This is a genomic window from Kribbella sp. NPDC050470 (genome assembly GCF_044458365.1).
Lineage (GTDB): Bacteria > Actinomycetota > Actinomycetes > Propionibacteriales > Kribbellaceae > Kribbella.
In genome coordinates this window covers 39,875-58,613 of record NZ_JBITHV010000016.1, presented here as the reverse complement: position 1 = coordinate 58,613, position 18,739 = coordinate 39,875, and the positions used below count along the sequence as shown (strand labels likewise).

Sequence of the window (18,739 nt, the reverse complement as noted above, 5' to 3'; positions counted from 1 at the left end):
ACCCCGCTACGGTTCAGGCATGAGTGCTTATCCCGGGCAGACGGAGCCGAAGAAGAACAAGACGCTGACCTGGCTCGCGGTCGCGTGTTTCGTGATCGGGCTCGGGCTGACCGGGTTCTTCGTCTACCGGATCGTCGTGACGGCGCCGCGGACGCCGGAGCCGATCGGCGAGAGCGGTGTCGTCCACCTGGACGAGGAAGGGCTGACGATCTACTCGTCCGTGCCGGTGCTCACGCCGCCGTGCGAGGCGAAGAACGCCGACGGTGCCGACGTCCCGCTCAAGCCGGTGACCGGTTCGGAGCAGATCAGTGTCAACTCCGACACCTGGTACGTCGTCGCCCGGTCGGTCGAGACCGTGCCGGCCGGTGACTACACCATCTCCTGCGCCGACGACGAGACCAGCGCGACGTACTTCGCCGGGCCGAAGATGTCGGTGCTCGCGTTCGTGGTGTCGATCCTCGGCACGGTGTTCTCGCTGCTGATCTTCCTCGGGCTCGGGATCACCTTCCTGACCGTCGCCGCGGTCAAGAACCGCCGCCGCAACCGGCCCGGGCCGACCTTCCCGGGCGCCCCTGGACCGGGCACCCCTGGACCGGGCGGTCCGTGGCAAGGTGCCCCGGGCAACTACCCGCCACCCGGGAACACCTTCCCGAACCAGCCGGGCGGCGGCTTCCCGCCGTACCGGCCCGGGCCGAACCCGGACCGGCCGCAGGACCGCCCGCAGGACCGCTAACTGCGGATCGCCGTTCTGACCTTCGGTGTCAGCAGGAACGCCCCGACGTAGAGCAGCGCGGCGACGATCAGCAGCCCGTCGAACCCGATCAGCAGCGCCGCGTACTCCAGGCAGCCGCCGAGCATCGCGCCGAGCAGGTTCGCGCCGAACGACGCGGTCCCGTCCGCGGTGTCGGTGAACCGCTTGGCGAAGATCACGTTCGCCGCGAAGATCGGCAGGAACGCGATCAGCACCGCGACCACCGCGCGCAACCCGACCGGCATCGCCAGCAACCAGTCGTCGGGGAAGATCCACGACAACGCCAGCCCGCCGAACAGGACGACGTACATCACCTTCAACGGTGGTGTCTTGAACCGTCTGGTCACTTCGACAGCGGCCAGTACGGCGACCAGGACGCCGGCGAACACGATCGCGTTCACCACCCACGTCGTACCGAACAGCAACGCGAAGCCGGTGATGCTCTTGGTCTCCAGCAGCATGAAGCCGGCGCCGAGCAGGAACAGGTCCGCGTACGGACGCATCCGCCGGTACGACGAACCACCGCCGGCGATCCCGACCCCGATCAGGCCGGCCACCATGATCAGGCCGAGGGTGACCAGATAGAGCGACGGGATCCGGTCGGTGAACAGGTACAGGAACGGCCGGTTGTCGGTCGCGGGCGGCGGCGTGATCGACGTCGCCCCGGCCCACGCCGTCTCGCCGCAGGTCTGGTCGGCCTCGGTCAGCCCGACCGTCACCACCGCCTGCTGCAGGTCGTCGCCGACCTGGTCGACACACGGCTTGTGCCCGAACGCGGTCTCCGCGGTCGACGCCAGCCGGTCGATCAGCCAGGTCTCGCGGTAGTAGTTGTACATCGCGAACGCGCCACCGGGGTTGAGGTGCTCCTTGGCGCTCTTGAACGCCTCCTCGGTGAACAGGTAGCTCTCCAGCCGCAGCGAGCTCGCGCCGTTCACCAGCGTCAGCGAGTCCGGCAGGGCCAGCAGGATCAGGTCGTACTTCTTGTCCGTCCGGGACAGGAACGCGCGCCCGTCGTCGATGTGCGAGGTCACCCGCGGGTCCTGGTACGGCCGGTCCGGGTGCAGTTCCTTGCCCAGGTCACGGATCCGCGGGTCGATCTCGACCGCGTCCACGTGCTCGGCGCCCTTCTTCAGCGCGATCGCGACGTCCGAACCCGAGCCGGCGCCGATGATCAGCACGTTCTTCGGGGCTTTGCCGGCGTTCGCCCGCTCGTACGGCAGGCCGTACTGCGGCTCCCACTGCAGCCGGGAGTCGGCGGGGATCGCCTGCTGGTGCGGCACGCCGTTCACGGTGATCGTCAGCAGCGGAACGCCTTGCCAGGTGTAGCTCTTGGTCTGCACCTTGTAGTACGGCGACCAGCTGTTCTGCGGCTGCCTCGACTCGTGGAACAGCACGCCGAGCATCACCAGCAGCGGTGACAACGTGATGACCGCGCTCAGTCCGACGGCGACGGTCCGGCGGCCGGACTCGGCGGTCCGCGGGATCATCAGCGCGCCGAACATCCAGGTGACGATCGCGCCCCACCAGATCGGCGGCGCGCCCAGGAACGACAGCCCGGTGAACGCGCCGATCCCGATCAGGCTGCCGATCAGGTCGAACCGGTACGCCGTCAGTCGCGGCAACTCGGAGAAGCACCGGCCGACCAGCTCGGCCGGACCGGCCAGGATCACGGCGGCGGCGACGAAGACGATCGGCAGGATCACCCAGGTCGGCGGGCCGGTGGTGTTCAGGCTGGTGAAGTAGATGACGCTCTCGGAGGTGCCGCGGTTGACCGTGACCGGCTTCCAGGCGATCACCAGGACCAGCAGGCCCAGCATCACCGGGGAGTAGTACGGCAGCCGTTTCGCCCGGCTGGACCGCAGGATGCCGACCCCGATGCCGAGGAAGGAGCCGAGCAGCACGAAGTTGGAGAAGTAGCTCAGGTGGACCACGTTGGATCCGGTCCAGCGGATCAGGGCCAGCTCGAGGAAGAGCATCAGCGCACTGGACGCGACCAACCGGGTCCGGACCCCGAAGGGGCTGGGCCAGTTCGTCGTACTGACTTGGTCAGTGGAGGAGTCGACTGCCATGCGCCGCGACGTTACCGGATCAGCAGTGTGATGCGTCACTCCACCGGTGTCAGGCGTGTACGGCGACCACGCGCGGTGGTCGCCGTACACGCTCGGTCAGCGGCGGGAGGCGGGCTTGGGAAGCTGGCAGCCGGACTTGTTCAGGTCGATCGCGCGGGTCGCGGTCAGGCAGGTGTAGATCCACCAGGTCTGCTGACCGTAGGCGGCGCCCTGGTCGACCGTGATGTTGCCATCGGCGTCGACCTCGCACGGGTTGTTCACCGTGCAGCGCTCGCCGTCCTCGTTGCCGGTGTTGTTCACGCCGATCACCTCACCGTTCGAGGTGCTCACGACCGGTGATCCCGAGGTGCCGCCGATCGTCTCGCAGCCGGGCTGCTGGTACTTGATCGAGTTCTGCCAGGTCCAGTTGCCCTCGCGCAGCTGCGGGATCGTGGCCTGCACCGAGCAGGTGTAGATGCGCTTCCAGTAGCCGGACACGACCGCCATGCCGGCGCCGTCCGCCGGGCCCTGCTTGGCCAGGGTCAGCGGGGTGACGTCGAGCCGGGACCGGATCGACGCGTACGACTCGTTCACCTCGTACACGAGCATGTCGGTCTTGGTCATGGTGCCGAAGATGATCCGGCGGGCCCGGACGGTGCCGGCCCGGCTGGAGTCCGGCCGGAGCAACGTGATCGACCGGCTCGACGCCCGGTTCACCAGTACGACGCCCGGGTTGAGGAACCCGCCTTCGTAGCAGTGCCCGTTGGTGAGTACGAGGGCGCGATCGGTGTCGACGGACTCGGCGTACCGGACCAGGGACGCGGAACAGTTGCTCAGGGCGGCGATCCCGGTGAAGTCGGCGCCGGGCGCGGCGGCTTCGGCGACCTCGGCGGCCTGAGCCGTGGCGGTGCCGAGCAGGGTGATGGTGGCCGCTGCGGTGGCAGCCAGGAGGGTACGGAACAGTTTCATGGGGCGGTTTCCTGTCCTCACTGAATGTGGTTGCAGCACTTCGTAACGCATCCGTCCGGCGTCCACCATCACATCTGCGTGAAACCCGCTGTCCACAGGGTGTCTGCACGGGTTTTCCTGCGCTGAGTGAGAGGGCTGCTACCCTTCGTTTCCGGATCCGCCTCTGCTCGAACCATCTCGCCGCCCGGCACGTCGTACCGGGTGGTGGTGGGACGACAAGGTACGGTCGACAACAGCATCGGTCCGCCGTGCTGTGTGAGACCAAGGAACGGAAGGACGTCATGCCGCAGGAGAAGCCTGACCTGCGCAGTCTCAGCGAGCCGGTGCGGTTCAAGCGGGCGTTGACGCTGGTGCTGATGACCCTGGTGCTGCCCGGGTCCGCGCAGATCGTGGCCGGCAGCAAGCGGGCCGGACGCTGGGCCTGGCGGGTGATCGCCGGGCTGATCGCGATCGTCGTCTTCCTGGTCGTGCTCTCCCTGGTGTGGCGGTCCGGGACGATCAACCTGATGGCCCGGCCGGGGACGCTGCGGATCGTCCAGATCCTGCTGATCGTGCTCGCGATCGGCTGGGCCGCGCTGTTCGTCGACGCGTACCGGCTCGGCCAGCCGCTGACGCTGGAGCGCAACCACCGGCTCGCCACCAGCATCCTGGACGCGGTGCTGGTGTTCGCGGTGGTCGGCGCCCTGATCTACGGCAGCGTGATCGTGAACACGCAGCGCGACTTCGTCGCCAGCGTGTTCGGCAGCGGGCAGAAGTCGAAGGCCGAGAAGGGCCGCTACAACGTGCTGCTGCTCGGCGGCGACTCCGGCGCGGACCGGATCGGCACCCGGCCGGACAGCATCACGCTGGCCAGCATCGACGCCGACACCGGCCGGACCGTGCTGATCGGCCTGCCGCGGAACCTGTCCAAGGTGCCGTTCCCGGCCGGTACGGCGATGGCCGAACAGTTCCCCGAGGGCTTCACCTGGAAGAACTGCGGGTCGAACTGCCTGCTCAACGGCGTCTTCATGTACGCCTCCGAGCACAAGAACCTGTTCCCCGGCGACCCGCACCCGGGCGTGACCGCGACCAAGCAGGCGGTCGAGGCGACCACCGGGCTGAAGGTGAACTACTACGTGCTGATCGACCTGGCCGGGTTCCGGGACCTGCTGAACGCGGTCGGCGGGATCACCCTTGACGTCGGCAAGCGGGTCCCGATCGGCGGCGGCAGCTCGCCGATCAAGGGCTACATCGAGGAGGGCAAGAACCAGCACCTGGACGGCTACCACGCGCTCTGGTTCGCCCGGTCCCGGGAGGGCTCGACCGACTACGAGCGGATGACCCGGCAGAAGTGCGTGATGTCGGCGATGCTGAACCAGCTGTCGCCGCAGACCGTGCTGACCAAGTTCCAGGGCATCGCCGCGGCCAGCAAACAGGTGGTCCAGACCGATATCCCGGCCGGCGAGCTGGGCACCTTCACCGATCTCGCGCTGGACGCGAAGAAGCTCCCGGTGTCAAGCTTCTCCGCGGTCCCGCCGTTGATCCGCACCGGCGATCCCGACTTCGCGCTGATCAGGACCAAGGTCGCGGAGGCGGTCGGAAAGTCGGAAGCGCTGGACAAGGCGGCCCCGGAAGGAGACGGTAAGACTTCGAGTACTCCGCGTAGTACTACGAGCAAGCCGACGACCAGCACCACCAAGAAGACCCCGAAACCCAGCAGCTCACCGTCCAAACCCACCACCGACGTCGACGACGTCGCTTCGATCTGTAAGGCCTGACCTGATATGCCGCTGTCCCACTGGCCGCCCGTGTCCGTCGTGATGCCCGTGCTGAACGAGGAACGCCACCTCGAGGAAGCGGTCGGCCGCGTCCTCGACCAGGACTACCCCGGCGAGCTGGAGGTCGTGCTCGCCATCGGCCCGAGCAAGGACCGGACCCAGGAGATCGCGGAGAAGCTCGCCGACCGCGACCCGCGGATCACGATCGTGCCGAACCCGACCGGCAAGACTCCGGCCGCGCTGAACGTCGGCATCGCGCACGCCAAGCACGACATCCTGGTCCGGGTGGACGGCCACGGCGCCCTCACCGACGGGTACATCACCCGGGCGGTCGAGGTGCTCGACGAGAGCGGCGCGGACAACGTCGGCGGCGTGATGGCGGCCGAGGGCCGGACGCCGACCGAGATGGCGGTCGCCTGCGCGTACCGCTCCCGGCTCGGACTGGGCGCGTCCACCTTCCACCAGGGCGGCAAGGCAGGGCCGGCCGACACCGTGTACCTCGGGGTGTTCCGGCGGGCCGCGCTGGAGCGGGTCGGCGGGTTCGACGAGACCATGCACCGGGCTCAGGACTGGGAGCTGAACTACCGGATCCGCAAGACCGGCGGGCTGATCTGGTTCAGCCCCGACCTGTCCGTCACCTACCGGCCGCGCTCGTCGCTGTCCGCGGTGGCGAAGCAGTTCTTCCACACCGGCCAGTGGCGCCGCGAGGTGATCCGACGGCACCCGGAGACCGCGAACAAGCGCTACCTGGCGCCGCCGGTCGCGGTCATCCTGCTGGCGGTCGGCACGATCCTCGGCATCATCGGCCTGGCCACCGGGATCAGCTGGCTCGACCTGGGCTTCCTGGCCCCGCTCGGCTACGCGCTCCTGCTGCTGGCCGGCTCGGCGTTCGAGGGTCGCTACCTGCCCTGGAAGGCCCTGTTCTGGATGCCGCTGGTCTGCGCGACCATGCATGTCTCCTGGGGACTGGGCTTCCTGGTCGGTCTGCGCGAGCAGCCGTCAGCCGCGCGTTGACTTGATGTAGGCGGCGACCACCTCGTCGGCGGGGCCGTCGGCGCGGAGCACGCCCTGGTCCAGCCAGAGGGCGCGGTTGCAGGTGTCCAGGACGACGTCCAGGCTGTGGCTGACCAGGAACACCGTGCCGGCCTGGTCGCGGAGCTCGCGGATCTTGCGTTCCGACCGGACCCGGAACTCGGCGTCCCCGGTGGCCAGCGCCTCGTCGACGAGCAGGATGTCGTGCGTCTTGGCCGACGCGATCGCGAACTTCAGCCGGGCCTGCATCCCGGACGAGTACGTCGACATCGGCAGGTCGATGAAGTCGCCGATCCCGGAGAACTCGACGATGTCGTCGTACCGGCGTTCGACCTCGGTGGCGGACATGCCCATCGCGAGGCAGCCGAGGACGACGTTGCGGTCGCCGGTGAGGTCGTTCATCATCGCCGCGTTGACGCCGAGCAGGGACGGCCGGCCGCCGGTGTAGATGGCGCCGGACTCGGGTGGCAGCAGGCCGGCGACCGCGCGCAGCAGCGTCGACTTGCCGGAGCCGTTGCGGCCGATCACGCCGATCGCGTCCCCGCGGTAGGCGGTGAAGGTGACGTCCTTGACCGCGTGCACCTCGCGGATCGTCGGCCGGTCCTGCCGCTTCAGGATCCGCCGGAACGCCGTGGCCGCCGTACCCTTGCCGCCCTGGCCGGCGATCACCTTGTAGACGATGTCGACGTGGTCGGCGACGACCGTGGGCTCAGCCTCTGCCATAGCGATCCTCCGCCTGCCAGAAGTAGAGCAGCCCGCCGGCGAGCACGACGAACGACCAGCCGATCGCGATCGGCCACGCGTACGGGAGCTGGTTGGCCTCGTGCTCCGCGAGCAGGGACCGCCGGACGATGTCGATGTACGCCGAGATCGGGTTGAGCGCAAGCAGGTGGACCACCCAGTCCGGCGCGTTCGCCTCGGTCAGCTTGGCCGGCAGCGAGAAGAAGATCCCGGACGCGTACAGCCAGGTCCGGGTGACGAACGGCAGCAGCTGGCTGACGTCGGAGACGAAGGTGCCGATCCGCGCGAAGATCAAGGTGATGCCGACGTTGAACATGCTCTGCAGCACCAGCGCCGGTACGACGAGCAGCCAACTCCAGGCGAGTCCGTCGGTCACGCCGACGATGACGAGCAGCAGGCCCATCGAGACGAGCATCTGGTTGAGCTCGTTGAGCACGTAGGCCAGCGGGAGCGTCGCGCGCGGGAAGTGCAGAGTGCGGATCAGCGAGAGGTTGAGGGCCAGCGAGCGCGAGCCCTCGGTCATGCAGCGCTGCGTGTAGGTGAAGACGAAGATGCCGCTGAGCAGGAACGAGACGTAGTTGTCGATCCCGTTCTTGGTGCCGAGCAGGACCCCGAACGCGAGGTAGTAGACGGCCGCGTTGAGCAGCGGCGTCAGCACCTGCCACAACGACCCGAGGCGGGCTCCGGCGTACATCGCGTAGGTGCGCGCAGTGGCGTAGCTGAGCACGAACCTGCGACGGCTCCAGAGCTCACGCAGGTAGGCGGGGAGCGTCGGCCGTTGTGAGCTCTTGGTCAGCCCGTAGCGTTCGGCCAGCGCCGCCGGGGCTGTCGCTGGCCCCGTCACGGGGCCTCCCGGCCTGGACTGAGGAGTGGAGGGAGCGAAGCGACCGGAGGGATGAGGGAAGGCCGGGAGCTTGGGCCCCGTGACCGCCGCGCCGGAGGTGCGGCATTCAGCACGGCGGTTGGCATGCGGGCCAATGTACTGCGCTGTGTCACCCGGAGATGACTCAGGTCAGGCGCTTGCGCAGGCGGTCCAGGTCGTCGGTGGTGAGGCCGCCGAGCCGCAGGTAGGCCTCCGGGCCGCCGTACTTGTCGTCGAGGTGGCGCAGGATCGCGACGATCGACTCCGCCCGGGTGTCGCGGAACTCGATCATCTCGGGATGTTTCGACGTGTCCGGCTCGTCGGCCAACTGCTCGGCCAGCCACGCGGCCATCCGTGCCTGGGTCAGGAAGTAGTCGGCGACGATCTCTTCCTCGGGTACGCCGGCGATGCTCAACGCCAGCGCAACGACCATGCCGGTCCGGTCCTTGCCGCCGTGGCAGTGCACGACCACCGCGCCGTCAGGGGCGTCCGCGATCGCCTTCAGCGCAGCCGCGAACAGCGCCGGGCGCCGATCCAGCATCCAGGTGCACGCGTCGACGATCGTCGCCTGCCCGTGCTCCGGGTCCGCCGGGTCCTGCAGCGCCTGCCGAATCGCCAGCGGATCGTCGGTGAACGGCGTCGGGAACTGCGCCACCTCGCCGTCGCCGCGCAGGTCCAGGATCCGGCCGACGCCGGAACGCCGTACCACCTCGACCCCGTCGGCGGAGAGGAACTGCAGGCTGTCCGCGCGGATCAGCACCCCCTCCCGGATCCGCCCGCCGTCAGCGGTCGGCAGCCCACCCACATCCCGGACGTTTCGGCACCCCGGCCAGTCAAGGTCCACGACAGCCATCCAAACAGAGCCGTCAAGTGTCGAGGTTGCGGCCTTCGGGGGTGATCCGGGGCTGGGTGATGCGGACGTAGGCGTGGTCGTTGTAGTCGGCGACCTTGGTGATGATGCGTTCCGGCGTCAGGGCGGCTTCCTCGAGGACGGTGAAGCGGCCGGGCCGGGTCTGCGGTGCGAAGGCGACGATCTCGGCGAACTCGTCGAGGGTGAAGCCGAGGTCGGCCGGGCGGACCGGGAGGCCGTGCCGGTACAGGCAGTCGACGGTGGCGTGGAACTGGTCGACCTCGCCGCGCAGGAACCAGGCGAAGGCCGTGCCGACGCCGACCTGCTCGCCGTGGAAGCCGCGCCGGCCCGGGTACAACAGGTCGATCGCGTGCGAGATCTCGTGGCAGGCGCCCGAGCAGGGCCGGGACGACCCGGCCACCACCATCGAGATCCCGGACAGCACCAGCCCTTCGGCCAGCGCGGTCAGGAACGTGTCGTCGCCGATCCCGCCCGGGTGGTTCATCACCGCCTGCGCCGCCGACCGGGCCAGCGAGATCGCCAGCCCGTCGATCGTCTCGCCGCGCAGGAAGTGCGAGGTCTCCCAGTCGGCGATCGCGGACAGGTTCGAGACGATCTCGCCGATCCCGCTGCGCACCGACCGGGGCGGCGCCTGGCCGATCAGGTCCAGGTCCACCAGGACCGCGATCGGCGCCGGCACGCCGTACGAGCCGCGGCCGGCGTCGTTGCCGAGCGTGCAGATCGGCGAGGCGAACCCGTCGTGCGCGAGGTTGGTGGCGACTGCGACCATCGGCAGCCCGAGCCGGGCCGCGGCGAACTTGGTCACGTCCAGCACCGTGCCGCCGCCGATCCCGACGATCGCGTCGTACCGCTGCAGCTTGACCTCCTCGACCAGCTTGATCGCCGCGTCGAGGGTGCCGCCGCCGACCGTGAACCAGTCCGCGCCCGGCAGGCCGAGGTGGAACTTCTCCCGGACCACCGGCCCGTACGTCGCCCCGACCGCGACCGCCATCCGGCCGGACGACGAGATCCGCTGGTCGGCCAGCACCTTGCGCAGGTCGCCGAGCGCGCCGCGCCGGACGTCGACCAGGATCGGCGACGGAATCATCCGGGCTAGGTAGGACATACGATGTCCCGGGCCCGCGCCAGGTCGTCGTGGTCGTCGATCTCGACCCACGCGACGTTGCCGATCGGGGTGACGTCGATCCGGAATCCTTGGTCCACGAGGATCTGGTACCCATCTTCGTAGTACAAGTGCGGGTCGCGTTCCCAGGTTTCCTGCAGCGCGTTGGTGAGGTCGTCGGCGGCCTCGGGCTCGATCAGCGTGACGCCGATGTACTCGCCGGTGGCGGTGGCCGGGTCCATCAGCTTGGTGATCTGCTCGACCCCGGCGGCCTCGGACCAGATCACCTTCATCTCCTCCTCGGCCAGCGCCTTCTCGGTGTCGAGGGCGAGGATGATCCGCCGGTCGTCGCCGCGGGCGCCGAGCAGGGCGCGCTGGACCGACGCCGGGTGCACGGTGTCACCGTTGGCGAGCAGCACGCCCTGCGGCAGAACGTCGCGGGCGCACCACAGCGAGTAGGCGTTGTTCCAGGTCTCGGCCTTGTCGTTGTGGATCAGCTCGAGCGTGACGCCGTACCGCTTCTCGAAGGTCTGGACCCGGGACTCGATCTGGTCCGCGGCGTACCCGACCACGACGGCGACGTCGGTGATGCCGACCTCGGCGTAGTTGGCCAGGGTGAGGTCCAGAACGGTGCCCGAATCGGAGGCAGGGTCGATCGGGACGAGTGCCTTGGGCAACGTGTCCGTGTACGGGCGGAGGCGCCGGCCGGCTCCGGCGGCGAGCACAAGTCCGATCATTGCCTGATGGTACGGGTTCGGCCCGTCTGTGCGCCCTGGCTTGCGGTCCGGTGGCAGGATCGAGGACATGACGTGGCTCGTGACTGGTGGTGCCGGATACATCGGGGCGCATGTGGTGCGCGCGTTCCTCGCGGACGGGATCGACGTGGTGGTGATCGACGACCTGTCCAGCGGGAAGGCCGAGTTCGTCCCGGAGGGCGTCCGGTTCGTGCAGGCGAACCTGCTCGACGGTACGGCGGTCCGCGACGCGCTGGACGGGGTCGACGGGGTCGTGCACCTGGCCGGGTTCAAGTACGCCGGGGTGTCGGTCGAGCGCCCGCTGCACACCTACACGCAGAACGTGACCGCGATGGTGTCGCTGCTGGAGGCGATGGCGGACAAGGAGATCCGCAACATCGTCTTCTCGTCCAGCGCGGGCGTCTACGGGACGCCGAAGGTCGAGGTGGTGACCGAGCAGACGCCGCCGGACCCGCAGAGCCCGTACGGCGAGTCGAAGCTGGTCGGGGAGTGGCTGCTCGCGGACCAGTCCCGCGCGGTCGACCTGCACCACACCTCGCTGCGGTACTTCAACGTGGTCGGCTCCGGCGACGTCTCGGTGTACGACTCCAGTCCGTACAACCTGTTCCCGATCGTCTGCGACCTGCTGACGCAGGGGAAGATCCCGCAGATCTACGGCACCGACCACCCGACCCCGGACGGCACGTCGGTCAAGGACTACGTCCACGTGGCCGACCTGGCCCGCGCGCACGTCGCCGCGGCCCGGGCGCTCGAGGCCGGCTCGCCGCTGGAGCGTGTCTACAACCTCGGCAGCGGCACCGGTACGTCGGTCCGCGAGATCATGAACGCCGCCCGCCGGGTCACGGGGATCGACTTCACCCCTTCCGAAGGCCCGCGCCGGCCCGGCGACCCCTCCCGGGTCGTGGCCGCCGGCGACCTGGCCGCCCGCGACCTCGACTGGAAGAACTCCTACACCGTCGACGACATGTTCTCCACCGCCTGGGAGGCCTGGCCCAAGGCCTAGTACTCCTTCGGGAAGGCGCCAGTAGGTGTCAGGTTGAGGACGCCGGGCCCGGTGAGGACGCCGCCTTCCACCGGGAGCGTATGGCCGGTGATCCACGAGGCGTCGTCGGAGGCCAGGAAGGCGACGGCGGCGGCGATGTCCTCGGGCTCGCCGACGCGCCCGAGCGGGTACATTTCGCGGAAACGTTCCAGGGTGTCAGGTTGGTTGTCCCAGTTGGGTGTCCGGATCGTGCCGGGCGCAACCACGTTGAAGCGGACGCCCATCCCGCCGTACCGGGCCGCGTAGTTCACCGTCATCGCGATCTGGCCGGCCTTCGCGGCCGAGTACTCGATGTTGCCGAACGCGGCGAGGCCGTTGACCGAGCTGATCGTGACCACGTTGCCGCGCGTCTTCACCAGGTGCGGCAGCGCGGCCTGGATGCACCGCGCCGCGCCGACCAGCGTCAGGTCCAGCTGCTGGTGCCATTCCTCTGCGGACGCGTCCTCCGGCACCGACGTGACGATGCAGCCGCCGGCGTTGTTCACCACCACGTCCAGCCGGCCGAACCGGTCGACCGCCGCCGCGACCGCCGCGTCCACGTCGTCGCGGTTCGTCACGTCGACCCGCAACCCGATCGCCTGCTCACCGAGCTCGGCGGCGACTTGGCCGACCTTGTCCTCCTGCAGATCGGTGACCACCACGGATCCGCCTTCGGCCGCGATCCGGCGCGCCACGGCCGCGCCGATGCCCTGCGCCGCCGCGGTGACCAGTGCCACCCGTCCCTCGAACCGCTGCACGTCAGCTCCCCACCACTCGATCGACCTTTTCGTCTGCCACCCGCCGCTCCAGCTTGGACTCGTCCAGGTTGCGGCAGAGCACGATCGAACCACCTCCGGCGATCACCCCGACCAGCAGCCCGACCCCGTCGCGGCTGACCAGGTCCTGCGTGACCAGGATCCGGTCGGTGACGGGTTCCGCCGTACCGATCAGGTCGTCGTGGGTCAGTTCGTCGTACGCCGGTGACGCGGGCGACGGTGGATCGAACGGGACGAATACGTCCGGGTGGTTGTAGACCTCGGCGCCGTAGTCGTGGACGCCGGCCGGCAGCGGCTCGCGGAACCGGCCGCCGAGCGGCAGCAGCGCGGACGCGACGGTCTCCCGCTCGCCGCGGATCGCGAAGTCCGGGCCGGTGATCGCGAGCGTGCCCGTGCCGGTGGTCAGCGCGGCCCCGGCCGACCAAGTCGACAGCGCCCAGACGACGCCGAGCCAGTGCGGCGGCAGCCCGATCGCGACCGTCTCGCCGGAGTCCAGGTCGTACTCGTCGACCAGCAGGTTGGCGGTCTTGGCCACCCAGTTCGCAGTGGTGACGGCGCTGAGCTCGATCCGCTCACCGGTCGCGTCGTCGTAGTAGGTGAGGAACGGGGCACCGCCGTCGCGGCGGACCGCGGCGGCGAAAAGTTCCGGCAGAACTCGTGACATATGGCCCACCCTACGGTTCGCGCACCGGCCTACGGTGGCGGGGGATTTCCGGAAAGAAGGCCTGCCATGGTTCCACTGCTCGAGCTGCCCCAGGGCGGCGAATGGGTCGTCATCCTGATCATCGTGGTGCTGCTGTTCGGCGCGAAGAAGCTGCCCGAGCTCAGCCGGAACGCGGCCCGCGCGATGGTCGAGTTCAAGAAGGCGACCGCCGACGAGAACGAGAAACCGCCCCCCGCGGAGTCAGGAGGCGCCGATCTCGGCAGTGGCGGCGCGCAAAGCGTCGGCGAGCAGCCCCGCGGCGGCTGACTGCCGCCCGGGGATCCGGGCCAGGACGGTACGTCGCAACTCCTGCGGTCCGCCGCGGACAGTGAGGACGCGGACGCCGGGCGGCGCTGCCGGGACCATGGAGGCCGAGATCGTGGTCAGCCCGGCGCCGGCGGCGACCAGCTGCAGTTTCGCCAGCCAGTCGCGGACCGTGTGAGCGATCTCCGGGCGTTCGTCGAGTCCCGGCCACACGCCCATCAGCAGTTCCTCGCCGGACGGCGGCCCGGCGATCCAGCGCTGCCCGCGGAGTTCGGACACGTCCACCGAGTCGTTCGCGGCCAGCGGATGACCGGCCGGCACCGCCAGCCGCAGGCTGCGCTCCGCGAGCGTCTCCAGCTTCAGCGCGGGCGACTCGGCGTCCGGGGGCCGGAACGGCGGCGCCGAGGCCAGCAGCGCGAGGTCCACGCTGCCGGCCCGCAGCGCCCGCACCAGCGCCGGCGTCGAACCCTCCCGCGTGGTCACTGTGATCGACGGATGGGTCCGGCGCAACGCACTGATTGCCCTGGGCAACACCACCGCGCCGGCACTCGGGAACCACCCGAGCCGCACGGTCCCGCCCGTCTCCGGCAACCCGGCCAGCTCGCGCGCGGTCGCGTCGAGCTGATCCAGCACACCGGCGGCGCTGCGCAGTACGACCTGACCTGCTGCCGTCAGCCGCACGCCTTCCCGGCGCCGCTCCAGCAGTCGAGCACCCGCCGCGCGTTCGAGCGCAGCGATCTGCCGGGACACCGCCGACTGCGTGTACCCGAGCGCCGTCGCCGCCGACGTGAACGTCCCGCGCTCCGCGACCTCGCGGAACACCCGTAACGCGACCATCGAGACATCGGTGAAATCCATGACGTTTACGCATACTACGTGTGCCGAAGTCTCGTTGGAGTCATGCCGGAGCCGGACCTAGGTTGGCCGCATGACACCACCTCGCACAGCAGTCGTCACCGGCGCCAACCAGGGCATCGGCTTCGCCTTCGTCCAGGAGCTTGCCGCCCGGATGGACCCTGGTGACCTCGTCCTGCTCACCGGGAGAGATCCCCAGCGGGTGGAGGAGGCGGTCACCCGGATCGACGGCGTCGCCCGGGTCGACGGGCGGGTGCTGGACGTGACCGACCCGGACGCGGTCGCCGGCTTGGCCGCCGAGTTGGGGGCGGTCGACATCGTGATCTCGAACGCGGTCGGGCCGTTGGTGCCGGAGCGTCCCCAGCGCGAGCAGGTGGACGTGTTCGTGGACGTGGCCAACCACGGCGCGCAGTACGTTCTGAGGTCGTTCGGCCCGATCGTCCGGCCCGGCGGCCGGCTGATCGTGGTCGCGAGTTCGCTCGGGACGCTGGACCACCTGCCCGAGCGGCTTCGGCCCCGCTTCGACGGGGTGCCACTGGCCGAGGTCGAGCGGGCTGTCGAGGACTGGCTTCGGTCGGTCCATGACGGTACGGCGACGGAGCAGGGCTGGCCGGAGTGGATCAACCTGCCGTCGAAGGTCGCTCAGGTCGCGGCGGTGCGGGCGGTCGCCGCAGCTCGCCGTAGTGGGGATCTGGCCGCCGGCACCTTGGTCGCGGCGGTCTGTCCGGGGCTGGTCGACACGCGGGCGTCCAGACCGTGGTTCGACGACTTCAGCCAGGCGAAGTCGCCCGCCGAGGCGGTCGTGCCGATCGTCGACCTGATCCTGGCCGACCGCGTCGATCCGGCGATGTACGGCGAGTTGGTCCGGGACGGGAAGGTGCTGCCCTGGAAGTAGTCCACCCCTCGATCAGCCCCAGGCACCGGGGCGCGCCGCAAGTTAGGGTTGCCTAAGTTCTGACGGGTGCGGCTGGGGAGATCGGGGTGGCATGAGTCGTACGACGATGCGCGGTGAGATCCGGCGGTTGACCAGGTCCGGGGACTCCCGGGTGATCTGCCCTGTGACGGTGCAGCGGGTCGAGGCGCTGACGCCGCACTTCAGCCGGGTGACCGTCCAGGGCGACGGGCTGGCGGCGTACCGGACGATCCTTCCGGCGGACGCGTTCAAGCTGATGATCCCGCCGGACGGCGTGGGCAGCGTGCGGATGCCGAAGATGAGCCCCGACGGCCTGCCCGTCTGGCCGCAGGACCGGCCGATGCCGCTGATGCGGGCGTTCACCGTCCGGACGTTCGACCCCGAGACCCGGCGGCTGACCTTCGACGTGGCCGTGCACGGGACCACCCCGATGCACGCACCTGACCACCGGAATCGCTCGAAGGAGCCCCACCACGGTGCACTAAAGTCGATGCATGCTGATCCTGGCCGGCCTGGGCCTCATCCTGGTGCTGACCGTTGCCACCGGCTACTTCGTCGCGCAGGAGTTCTCCTACGTCGCGGTCGACCGCAGCCGGTTGCAGTCGCTGGCCGACGCCGGTGACGCGGCGGCCGGCCGGGCCCTGAAGGTGACGGCTCGGCTGTCGTTCGTGCTGTCCGGCGCCCAGATCGGGATCACCATCACCGCGCTGCTGGCCGGGTACGTCGCCGAGCCCTACCTCGGCGAAGGCCTGGCCCACCTCCTCGGCGGCGCCGGGGTGCCGGAGACGGTCAGCCTGTCCGTCGCGGTGATCCTCGCGTTGCTCGTGGCAACGATCATCCAGATGGTGTTCGGCGAGCTGGCGCCGAAGAACCTGGCGATCGCGAAGGCCGAGGCGATCGCGCTGCGGCTGTCCCGGTCCACGCTGATGTACCTGGCGGTGGCCGGCCCGGTGATCCGGATCTTCGACTCGGCCTCGAACCGGATCCTGCGCCGGGTCGGCATCGAGCCGGTCGAGGAGCTGCCGCAGGGCGCCACGGCGCAGGAGCTCGACCGGATCATCGTCACCTCCTACGAGCAGGGCCTGCTGGACGAGGACACCATGCGGCTCCTCGACCGCGGCCTGGACTTCCGCGGCCGGACCGCCGGCGAGGCGATGAAGCCGCGCGTCGACGTGGTCACCGTGCACCAGGACGACCCGCTGACCCGCGTCGTGGAGCTGCTCGACACCGGGCACAGCCGGTTCCCGGTGATCGCCGCGACGGTCGACGAGGTGGTCGGCGTGGTCGCGATCGCCGACGTGGTCGGGGTCGACCCGGCCGAGCGGGACCAGGTCAGCGCAGGCTCGCTGGCGTCGCCGCCGGTCGTCGTACCGGACACCCTGCCGCTGCCCGCCGTCCTGGAACGGCTGCGGACCGCGCACCGCCAGCTCGCGATCGTCGTGGACGAGTACGGCGGATTCGCCGGGATCGTGTCGCTGGAGGACATCGCCGAGGAGCTGGTCGGGGAGATCCGGGACGAGGACGACCTGCCCGAGACCGGGCTGCAGCAGGGCGCGGACGGGTCCTGGGTGCTGCCGGCCCGCTGGCGGCTCGACGAGGTCGCGGAGGCGACCGGGATCCAGCTGCCGGAGAGCGACGACTACGAGACGGTGTCCGGGCTGGTGATGGCGCAGCTCGGCCGGGTTCCGGTGGTCGGTGACGACGTGATGGTGGAGCTGCCCCGGCGGTTCGACCACGACGGCCGGCCGGTGCCGCCGGAGATCGTCCAGCTGACCGTGCAGAGCATCGAGCGGCACGTGCCGGGCATCGTCGTCCTGGAGCGAGTGACATGAGTACGCCGGTCGCCCTGCTCATCTCGGCACTGCTGCTGATCCTGAACGGGTTCTTCGTCGCCGCCGAGTTCGCCCTGGTCGCGTCGAAGCGGCACCGGCTCGAGGAGGCCGCCGCGGCCGGCAGCCGGTCCGCGCGAGCCGCGATCGCCGGTGTGAGCGAGCTGTCGCTGATGCTGGCCGGCGCTCAGCTCGGCATCACGCTCTGCACCCTCGGCCTCGGCTCGCTGAGCGAACCCGCGGTCGCGCACCTGCTGCACCCGCTCTTCGAGCTGATCGGCCTGCCCGAGAACGTCGGCCACGTGATCGCGCTGATCATCGCCGTCGGCGGTATCGGCCTGCTGCACGTCCTGCTCGGCGAGATGGCCCCGAAGTCGTGGGCGATCAGCAATCCCGAGCGTTCGGCGCAGCTGCTCGCCTGGCCGTTCCGCGGTTTCACCTTCGTCTTCCGCCCGCTCCTGATCGTCCTCAACTGGCTCGCCAACGCTTGCGTCCGCGCGCTGAAGGTGACCCCGCAGCAGGAGCTGGCCAGCGCCCACGGCCCGGCCGAGCTCCGGCTGCTGATCCAGTCGTCCCGTGAGCACGGCACGCTCGAGGAGCCCGAGCACGAGTTGCTCACCGCGATGCTCGCGTTGCAGAACACCACGGTCGTCCAGGTGATGACGCCGATCACGCAGCTCAGCACCATCCAGGCCGGCGCGACCGCCCGCGAGGTCGAGGTCACCAGCCTGCGCGAGGGCCGCTCCCGCCTCGCGGTCGTCAGCTCGGTTACGACGATCTGCGGCATCGTGCACGTCCGCGACGCGGCCCGCGCGACCACCGGCGCCGGTACGACGCTGCGCGCCTCCGACCTGATGACCGCGCCACTGCAGCTGCCCGCCGACACCCCGGTGGCGACGGCGATCCGGACGATGCGCGATCGTCGTTCGCAACTGGCCGTCGTACAGGAGCAGGATCAGCCGCTCGGGGTGGTCGCGCTGGAGGACCTGCTGGAGGAGGTGATCGGGGAGTTCGACGACGAGACGGACCCGATCATCCGCGCCGCGAGGGCAGAATCACCGGAGCAGTAGTCTCCGGGTGCGGCCAGACCAGGACCGGGTGCCGGTACACCTCGCTCAGCAGCTCCGCGGTCAGCGTCTTCTCCGGTACGCCGTACGCGGCGAGCGCACCCCGGGACAGGACCGCCACCTGGTCGGCGTAGCCCGCGGCCAGGTTCAGGTCATGGAGTACGACGACAACCGCCTCGCCGGCCGCCGCACGGTCGCGCGCGAGTTGGAGGACCGCCTCCTGGTGGTGCAGGTCGAGCGCGGCGGTCGGCTCGTCGAGCAGCAGCAGCTGGGACTCCTGCGCCAGCGCCCGCGCCAGTGACACCGGGCTTCGCTCCTGCGCCTCTGGCGAGCTACAAGGTGAGGCTGGTTGGATGCCGCTGCCAGCTCGGGGCATGAGTGCTGCTAATCGGGGGGCTGAGACAGGAAACGGTGTCCGTGCAC

20 protein-coding genes are annotated in these 18,739 nt (G+C 69.8%); 9 read left to right on the top strand and 11 right to left on the bottom strand.

All coding sequences use genetic code 11. The features are described from left to right. Nucleotides 1-19 precede the first annotated feature (19 nt). Nucleotides 20-733, top strand: a complete 714-nt coding sequence (locus ACIBGM_RS39935; RefSeq protein WP_360521796.1) for a hypothetical protein — start codon at nt 20-22, stop codon at nt 731-733. Here ACIBGM_RS39935 and ACIBGM_RS39930 read toward each other — a convergent pair. Both ACIBGM_RS39930 and ACIBGM_RS39925 read right to left on the bottom strand, forming a co-directional pair. After that, the gene (locus ACIBGM_RS39930; RefSeq protein ID WP_360521794.1) at nt 730-2,820 is read right to left on the bottom strand and encodes a spermidine synthase; all 2,091 of its coding nucleotides are present in this window, start codon (nt 2,818-2,820) and stop codon (nt 730-732) included. The genes ACIBGM_RS39935 and ACIBGM_RS39930 overlap by 4 nt on opposite strands. A 96-nt stretch (nt 2,821-2,916) precedes the next feature. Then, complete coding sequence (locus ACIBGM_RS39925; protein ID WP_360521792.1) at nt 2,917-3,768, bottom strand: serine protease; 852 nt, start codon at nt 3,766-3,768, stop codon at nt 2,917-2,919. 281 nt (nt 3,769-4,049) lie between these two features. Here ACIBGM_RS39925 and ACIBGM_RS39920 point away from each other — a divergent pair, with 281 nt between their 5' ends. Both ACIBGM_RS39920 and ACIBGM_RS39915 read left to right on the top strand, forming a co-directional pair. Further along, complete coding sequence (locus tag ACIBGM_RS39920) at nt 4,050-5,525, top strand: LCP family protein (protein ID WP_396388518.1); 1,476 nt, start codon at nt 4,050-4,052, stop codon at nt 5,523-5,525. A gap of 6 nt (nt 5,526-5,531) precedes the next feature. After that, nucleotides 5,532-6,539, top strand: coding sequence for a glycosyltransferase family 2 protein (locus ACIBGM_RS39915; protein ID WP_396388517.1), 1,008 nt, complete (start codon nt 5,532-5,534; stop codon nt 6,537-6,539). Here the strand turns inward: ACIBGM_RS39915 and ACIBGM_RS39910 are convergent. The 5 genes from ACIBGM_RS39910 to ACIBGM_RS39890 form a co-directional block, all read right to left on the bottom strand. Further along, on the bottom strand, nt 6,525-7,280 hold the full coding sequence (locus ACIBGM_RS39910; protein WP_360521787.1) for an ABC transporter ATP-binding protein: 756 nt from the start codon (nt 7,278-7,280) through the stop codon (nt 6,525-6,527). The two genes, ACIBGM_RS39915 and ACIBGM_RS39910, sit on opposite strands and share 15 nt — an antisense overlap. Then, nucleotides 7,267-8,142: an ABC transporter permease gene (locus ACIBGM_RS39905; RefSeq protein ID WP_396388516.1), complete on the bottom strand. Its 876-nt coding sequence runs from the start codon at nt 8,140-8,142 to the stop codon at nt 7,267-7,269. Before ACIBGM_RS39905 ends, ACIBGM_RS39910 begins: the two co-directional genes overlap by 14 nt. Nucleotides 8,143-8,305: 163 nt before the next feature. Further along, nucleotides 8,306-9,013, bottom strand: coding sequence for a tyrosine-protein phosphatase (locus tag ACIBGM_RS39900; RefSeq protein ID WP_360521781.1), 708 nt, complete (start codon nt 9,011-9,013; stop codon nt 8,306-8,308). A 13-nt stretch (nt 9,014-9,026) separates the two neighbouring features. Then, on the bottom strand, nt 9,027-10,136 hold the full coding sequence (locus tag ACIBGM_RS39895; RefSeq protein ID WP_360521778.1) for an iron-containing alcohol dehydrogenase family protein: 1,110 nt from the start codon (nt 10,134-10,136) through the stop codon (nt 9,027-9,029). After that, nucleotides 10,124-10,870 carry a sugar phosphate nucleotidyltransferase gene (locus ACIBGM_RS39890; protein WP_396388515.1) on the bottom strand — a complete coding sequence of 249 codons (747 nt, stop codon included), beginning with the start codon at nt 10,868-10,870 and terminating at the stop codon, nt 10,124-10,126. Before ACIBGM_RS39890 ends, ACIBGM_RS39895 begins: the two co-directional genes overlap by 13 nt. A 67-nt stretch (nt 10,871-10,937) precedes the next feature. Between ACIBGM_RS39890 and galE the strand changes: the two genes are divergently transcribed. After that, on the top strand, nt 10,938-11,891 hold the full coding sequence (gene galE, locus ACIBGM_RS39885; RefSeq protein WP_360521772.1) for a UDP-glucose 4-epimerase GalE: 954 nt from the start codon (nt 10,938-10,940) through the stop codon (nt 11,889-11,891). On the opposite strand, the gene ACIBGM_RS39880 is transcribed toward galE, so the two are convergent. Further along, nucleotides 11,888-12,667 carry an SDR family NAD(P)-dependent oxidoreductase gene (locus tag ACIBGM_RS39880; protein WP_360521769.1) on the bottom strand — a complete coding sequence of 260 codons (780 nt, stop codon included), beginning with the start codon at nt 12,665-12,667 and terminating at the stop codon, nt 11,888-11,890. The genes galE and ACIBGM_RS39880 overlap by 4 nt on opposite strands. A 1-nt stretch (nt 12,668) precedes the next feature. Then, nucleotides 12,669-13,349 (bottom strand): TIGR03089 family protein, encoded by a 681-nt coding sequence (locus ACIBGM_RS39875; RefSeq protein ID WP_396388514.1) that lies wholly within the window; start codon nt 13,347-13,349, stop codon nt 12,669-12,671. A gap of 66 nt (nt 13,350-13,415) precedes the next feature. Here ACIBGM_RS39875 and tatA point away from each other — a divergent pair, with 66 nt between their 5' ends. Next, nucleotides 13,416-13,655, top strand: coding sequence for a twin-arginine translocase TatA/TatE family subunit (gene tatA, locus ACIBGM_RS39870; protein ID WP_396388513.1), 240 nt, complete (start codon nt 13,416-13,418; stop codon nt 13,653-13,655). On the opposite strand, the gene ACIBGM_RS39865 is transcribed toward tatA, so the two are convergent. Beyond that, nucleotides 13,590-14,510 (bottom strand): LysR family transcriptional regulator, encoded by a 921-nt coding sequence (locus ACIBGM_RS39865; protein WP_396388512.1) that lies wholly within the window; start codon nt 14,508-14,510, stop codon nt 13,590-13,592. The two genes, tatA and ACIBGM_RS39865, sit on opposite strands and share 66 nt — an antisense overlap. A 70-nt stretch (nt 14,511-14,580) precedes the next feature. On the opposite strand from ACIBGM_RS39865, the gene ACIBGM_RS39860 reads away from it, so the two are divergent. The 4 genes from ACIBGM_RS39860 to ACIBGM_RS39845 all read left to right on the top strand — a co-directional run bounded on the left by ACIBGM_RS39860 (nt 14,581) and on the right by ACIBGM_RS39845 (nt 18,319). After that, complete coding sequence (locus ACIBGM_RS39860) at nt 14,581-15,402, top strand: SDR family NAD(P)-dependent oxidoreductase (RefSeq protein ID WP_396388511.1); 822 nt, start codon at nt 14,581-14,583, stop codon at nt 15,400-15,402. Nucleotides 15,403-15,493: 91 nt separating this feature from the next. Beyond that, nucleotides 15,494-16,042: a siderophore-interacting protein gene (locus ACIBGM_RS39855; protein ID WP_360521754.1), complete on the top strand. Its 549-nt coding sequence runs from the start codon at nt 15,494-15,496 to the stop codon at nt 16,040-16,042. After that, a complete protein-coding gene (locus ACIBGM_RS39850) occupies nt 15,924-17,252 on the top strand; it encodes a hemolysin family protein (RefSeq protein ID WP_360522095.1) in 1,329 nt (442 codons plus the stop codon). Before ACIBGM_RS39855 ends, ACIBGM_RS39850 begins: the two co-directional genes overlap by 119 nt. Further along, entirely contained in the window at nt 17,249-18,319 is a 1,071-nt protein-coding gene (locus ACIBGM_RS39845; protein ID WP_396388510.1) for a hemolysin family protein, read from the top strand. The genes ACIBGM_RS39850 and ACIBGM_RS39845 overlap by 4 nt, the downstream gene beginning before the upstream one ends. On the opposite strand, the gene ACIBGM_RS39840 is transcribed toward ACIBGM_RS39845, so the two are convergent. Then, a complete protein-coding gene (locus tag ACIBGM_RS39840; protein ID WP_396388509.1) occupies nt 18,282-18,620 on the bottom strand; it encodes a hypothetical protein in 339 nt (112 codons plus the stop codon). The two genes, ACIBGM_RS39845 and ACIBGM_RS39840, sit on opposite strands and share 38 nt — an antisense overlap. Nucleotides 18,621-18,739: the final 119 nt, after the last annotated feature.

Bases quoted from the DNA above. Each gene is read 5' to 3' on its own strand.
- tatA (WP_396388513.1), top strand. From the start codon at position 13,416: ATGGTTCCACTGCTCGAGCTGCCCCAGGGCGGCGAATGGGTCGTCATC.
- ACIBGM_RS39910 (WP_360521787.1), bottom strand. From the start codon at position 7,280: ATGGCAGAGGCTGAGCCCACGGTCGTCGCCGACCACGTCGACATCGTC.
- galE (WP_360521772.1), top strand. From the start codon at position 10,938: ATGACGTGGCTCGTGACTGGTGGTGCCGGATACATCGGGGCGCATGTG.
- ACIBGM_RS39915 (WP_396388517.1), top strand. From the start codon at position 5,532: ATGCCGCTGTCCCACTGGCCGCCCGTGTCCGTCGTGATGCCCGTGCTG.
- ACIBGM_RS39890 (WP_396388515.1), bottom strand. From the start codon at position 10,870: ATGATCGGACTTGTGCTCGCCGCCGGAGCCGGCCGGCGCCTCCGCCCG.
- ACIBGM_RS39855 (WP_360521754.1), top strand. From the start codon at position 15,494: ATGAGTCGTACGACGATGCGCGGTGAGATCCGGCGGTTGACCAGGTCC.
- ACIBGM_RS39930 (WP_360521794.1), bottom strand. From the start codon at position 2,820: ATGGCAGTCGACTCCTCCACTGACCAAGTCAGTACGACGAACTGGCCC.
- ACIBGM_RS39920 (WP_396388518.1), top strand. From the start codon at position 4,050: ATGCCGCAGGAGAAGCCTGACCTGCGCAGTCTCAGCGAGCCGGTGCGG.
- ACIBGM_RS39895 (WP_360521778.1), bottom strand. From the start codon at position 10,136: ATGTCCTACCTAGCCCGGATGATTCCGTCGCCGATCCTGGTCGACGTC.
- ACIBGM_RS39860 (WP_396388511.1), top strand. From the start codon at position 14,581: ATGACACCACCTCGCACAGCAGTCGTCACCGGCGCCAACCAGGGCATC.
- ACIBGM_RS39935 (WP_360521796.1), top strand. From the start codon at position 20: ATGAGTGCTTATCCCGGGCAGACGGAGCCGAAGAAGAACAAGACGCTG.
- ACIBGM_RS39900 (WP_360521781.1), bottom strand. From the start codon at position 9,013: ATGGCTGTCGTGGACCTTGACTGGCCGGGGTGCCGAAACGTCCGGGAT.
- ACIBGM_RS39865 (WP_396388512.1), bottom strand. From the start codon at position 14,510: ATGGATTTCACCGATGTCTCGATGGTCGCGTTACGGGTGTTCCGCGAG.
- ACIBGM_RS39845 (WP_396388510.1), top strand. From the start codon at position 17,249: ATGAGTACGCCGGTCGCCCTGCTCATCTCGGCACTGCTGCTGATCCTG.
- ACIBGM_RS39875 (WP_396388514.1), bottom strand. From the start codon at position 13,349: ATGTCACGAGTTCTGCCGGAACTTTTCGCCGCCGCGGTCCGCCGCGAC.
- ACIBGM_RS39925 (WP_360521792.1), bottom strand. From the start codon at position 3,768: ATGAAACTGTTCCGTACCCTCCTGGCTGCCACCGCAGCGGCCACCATC.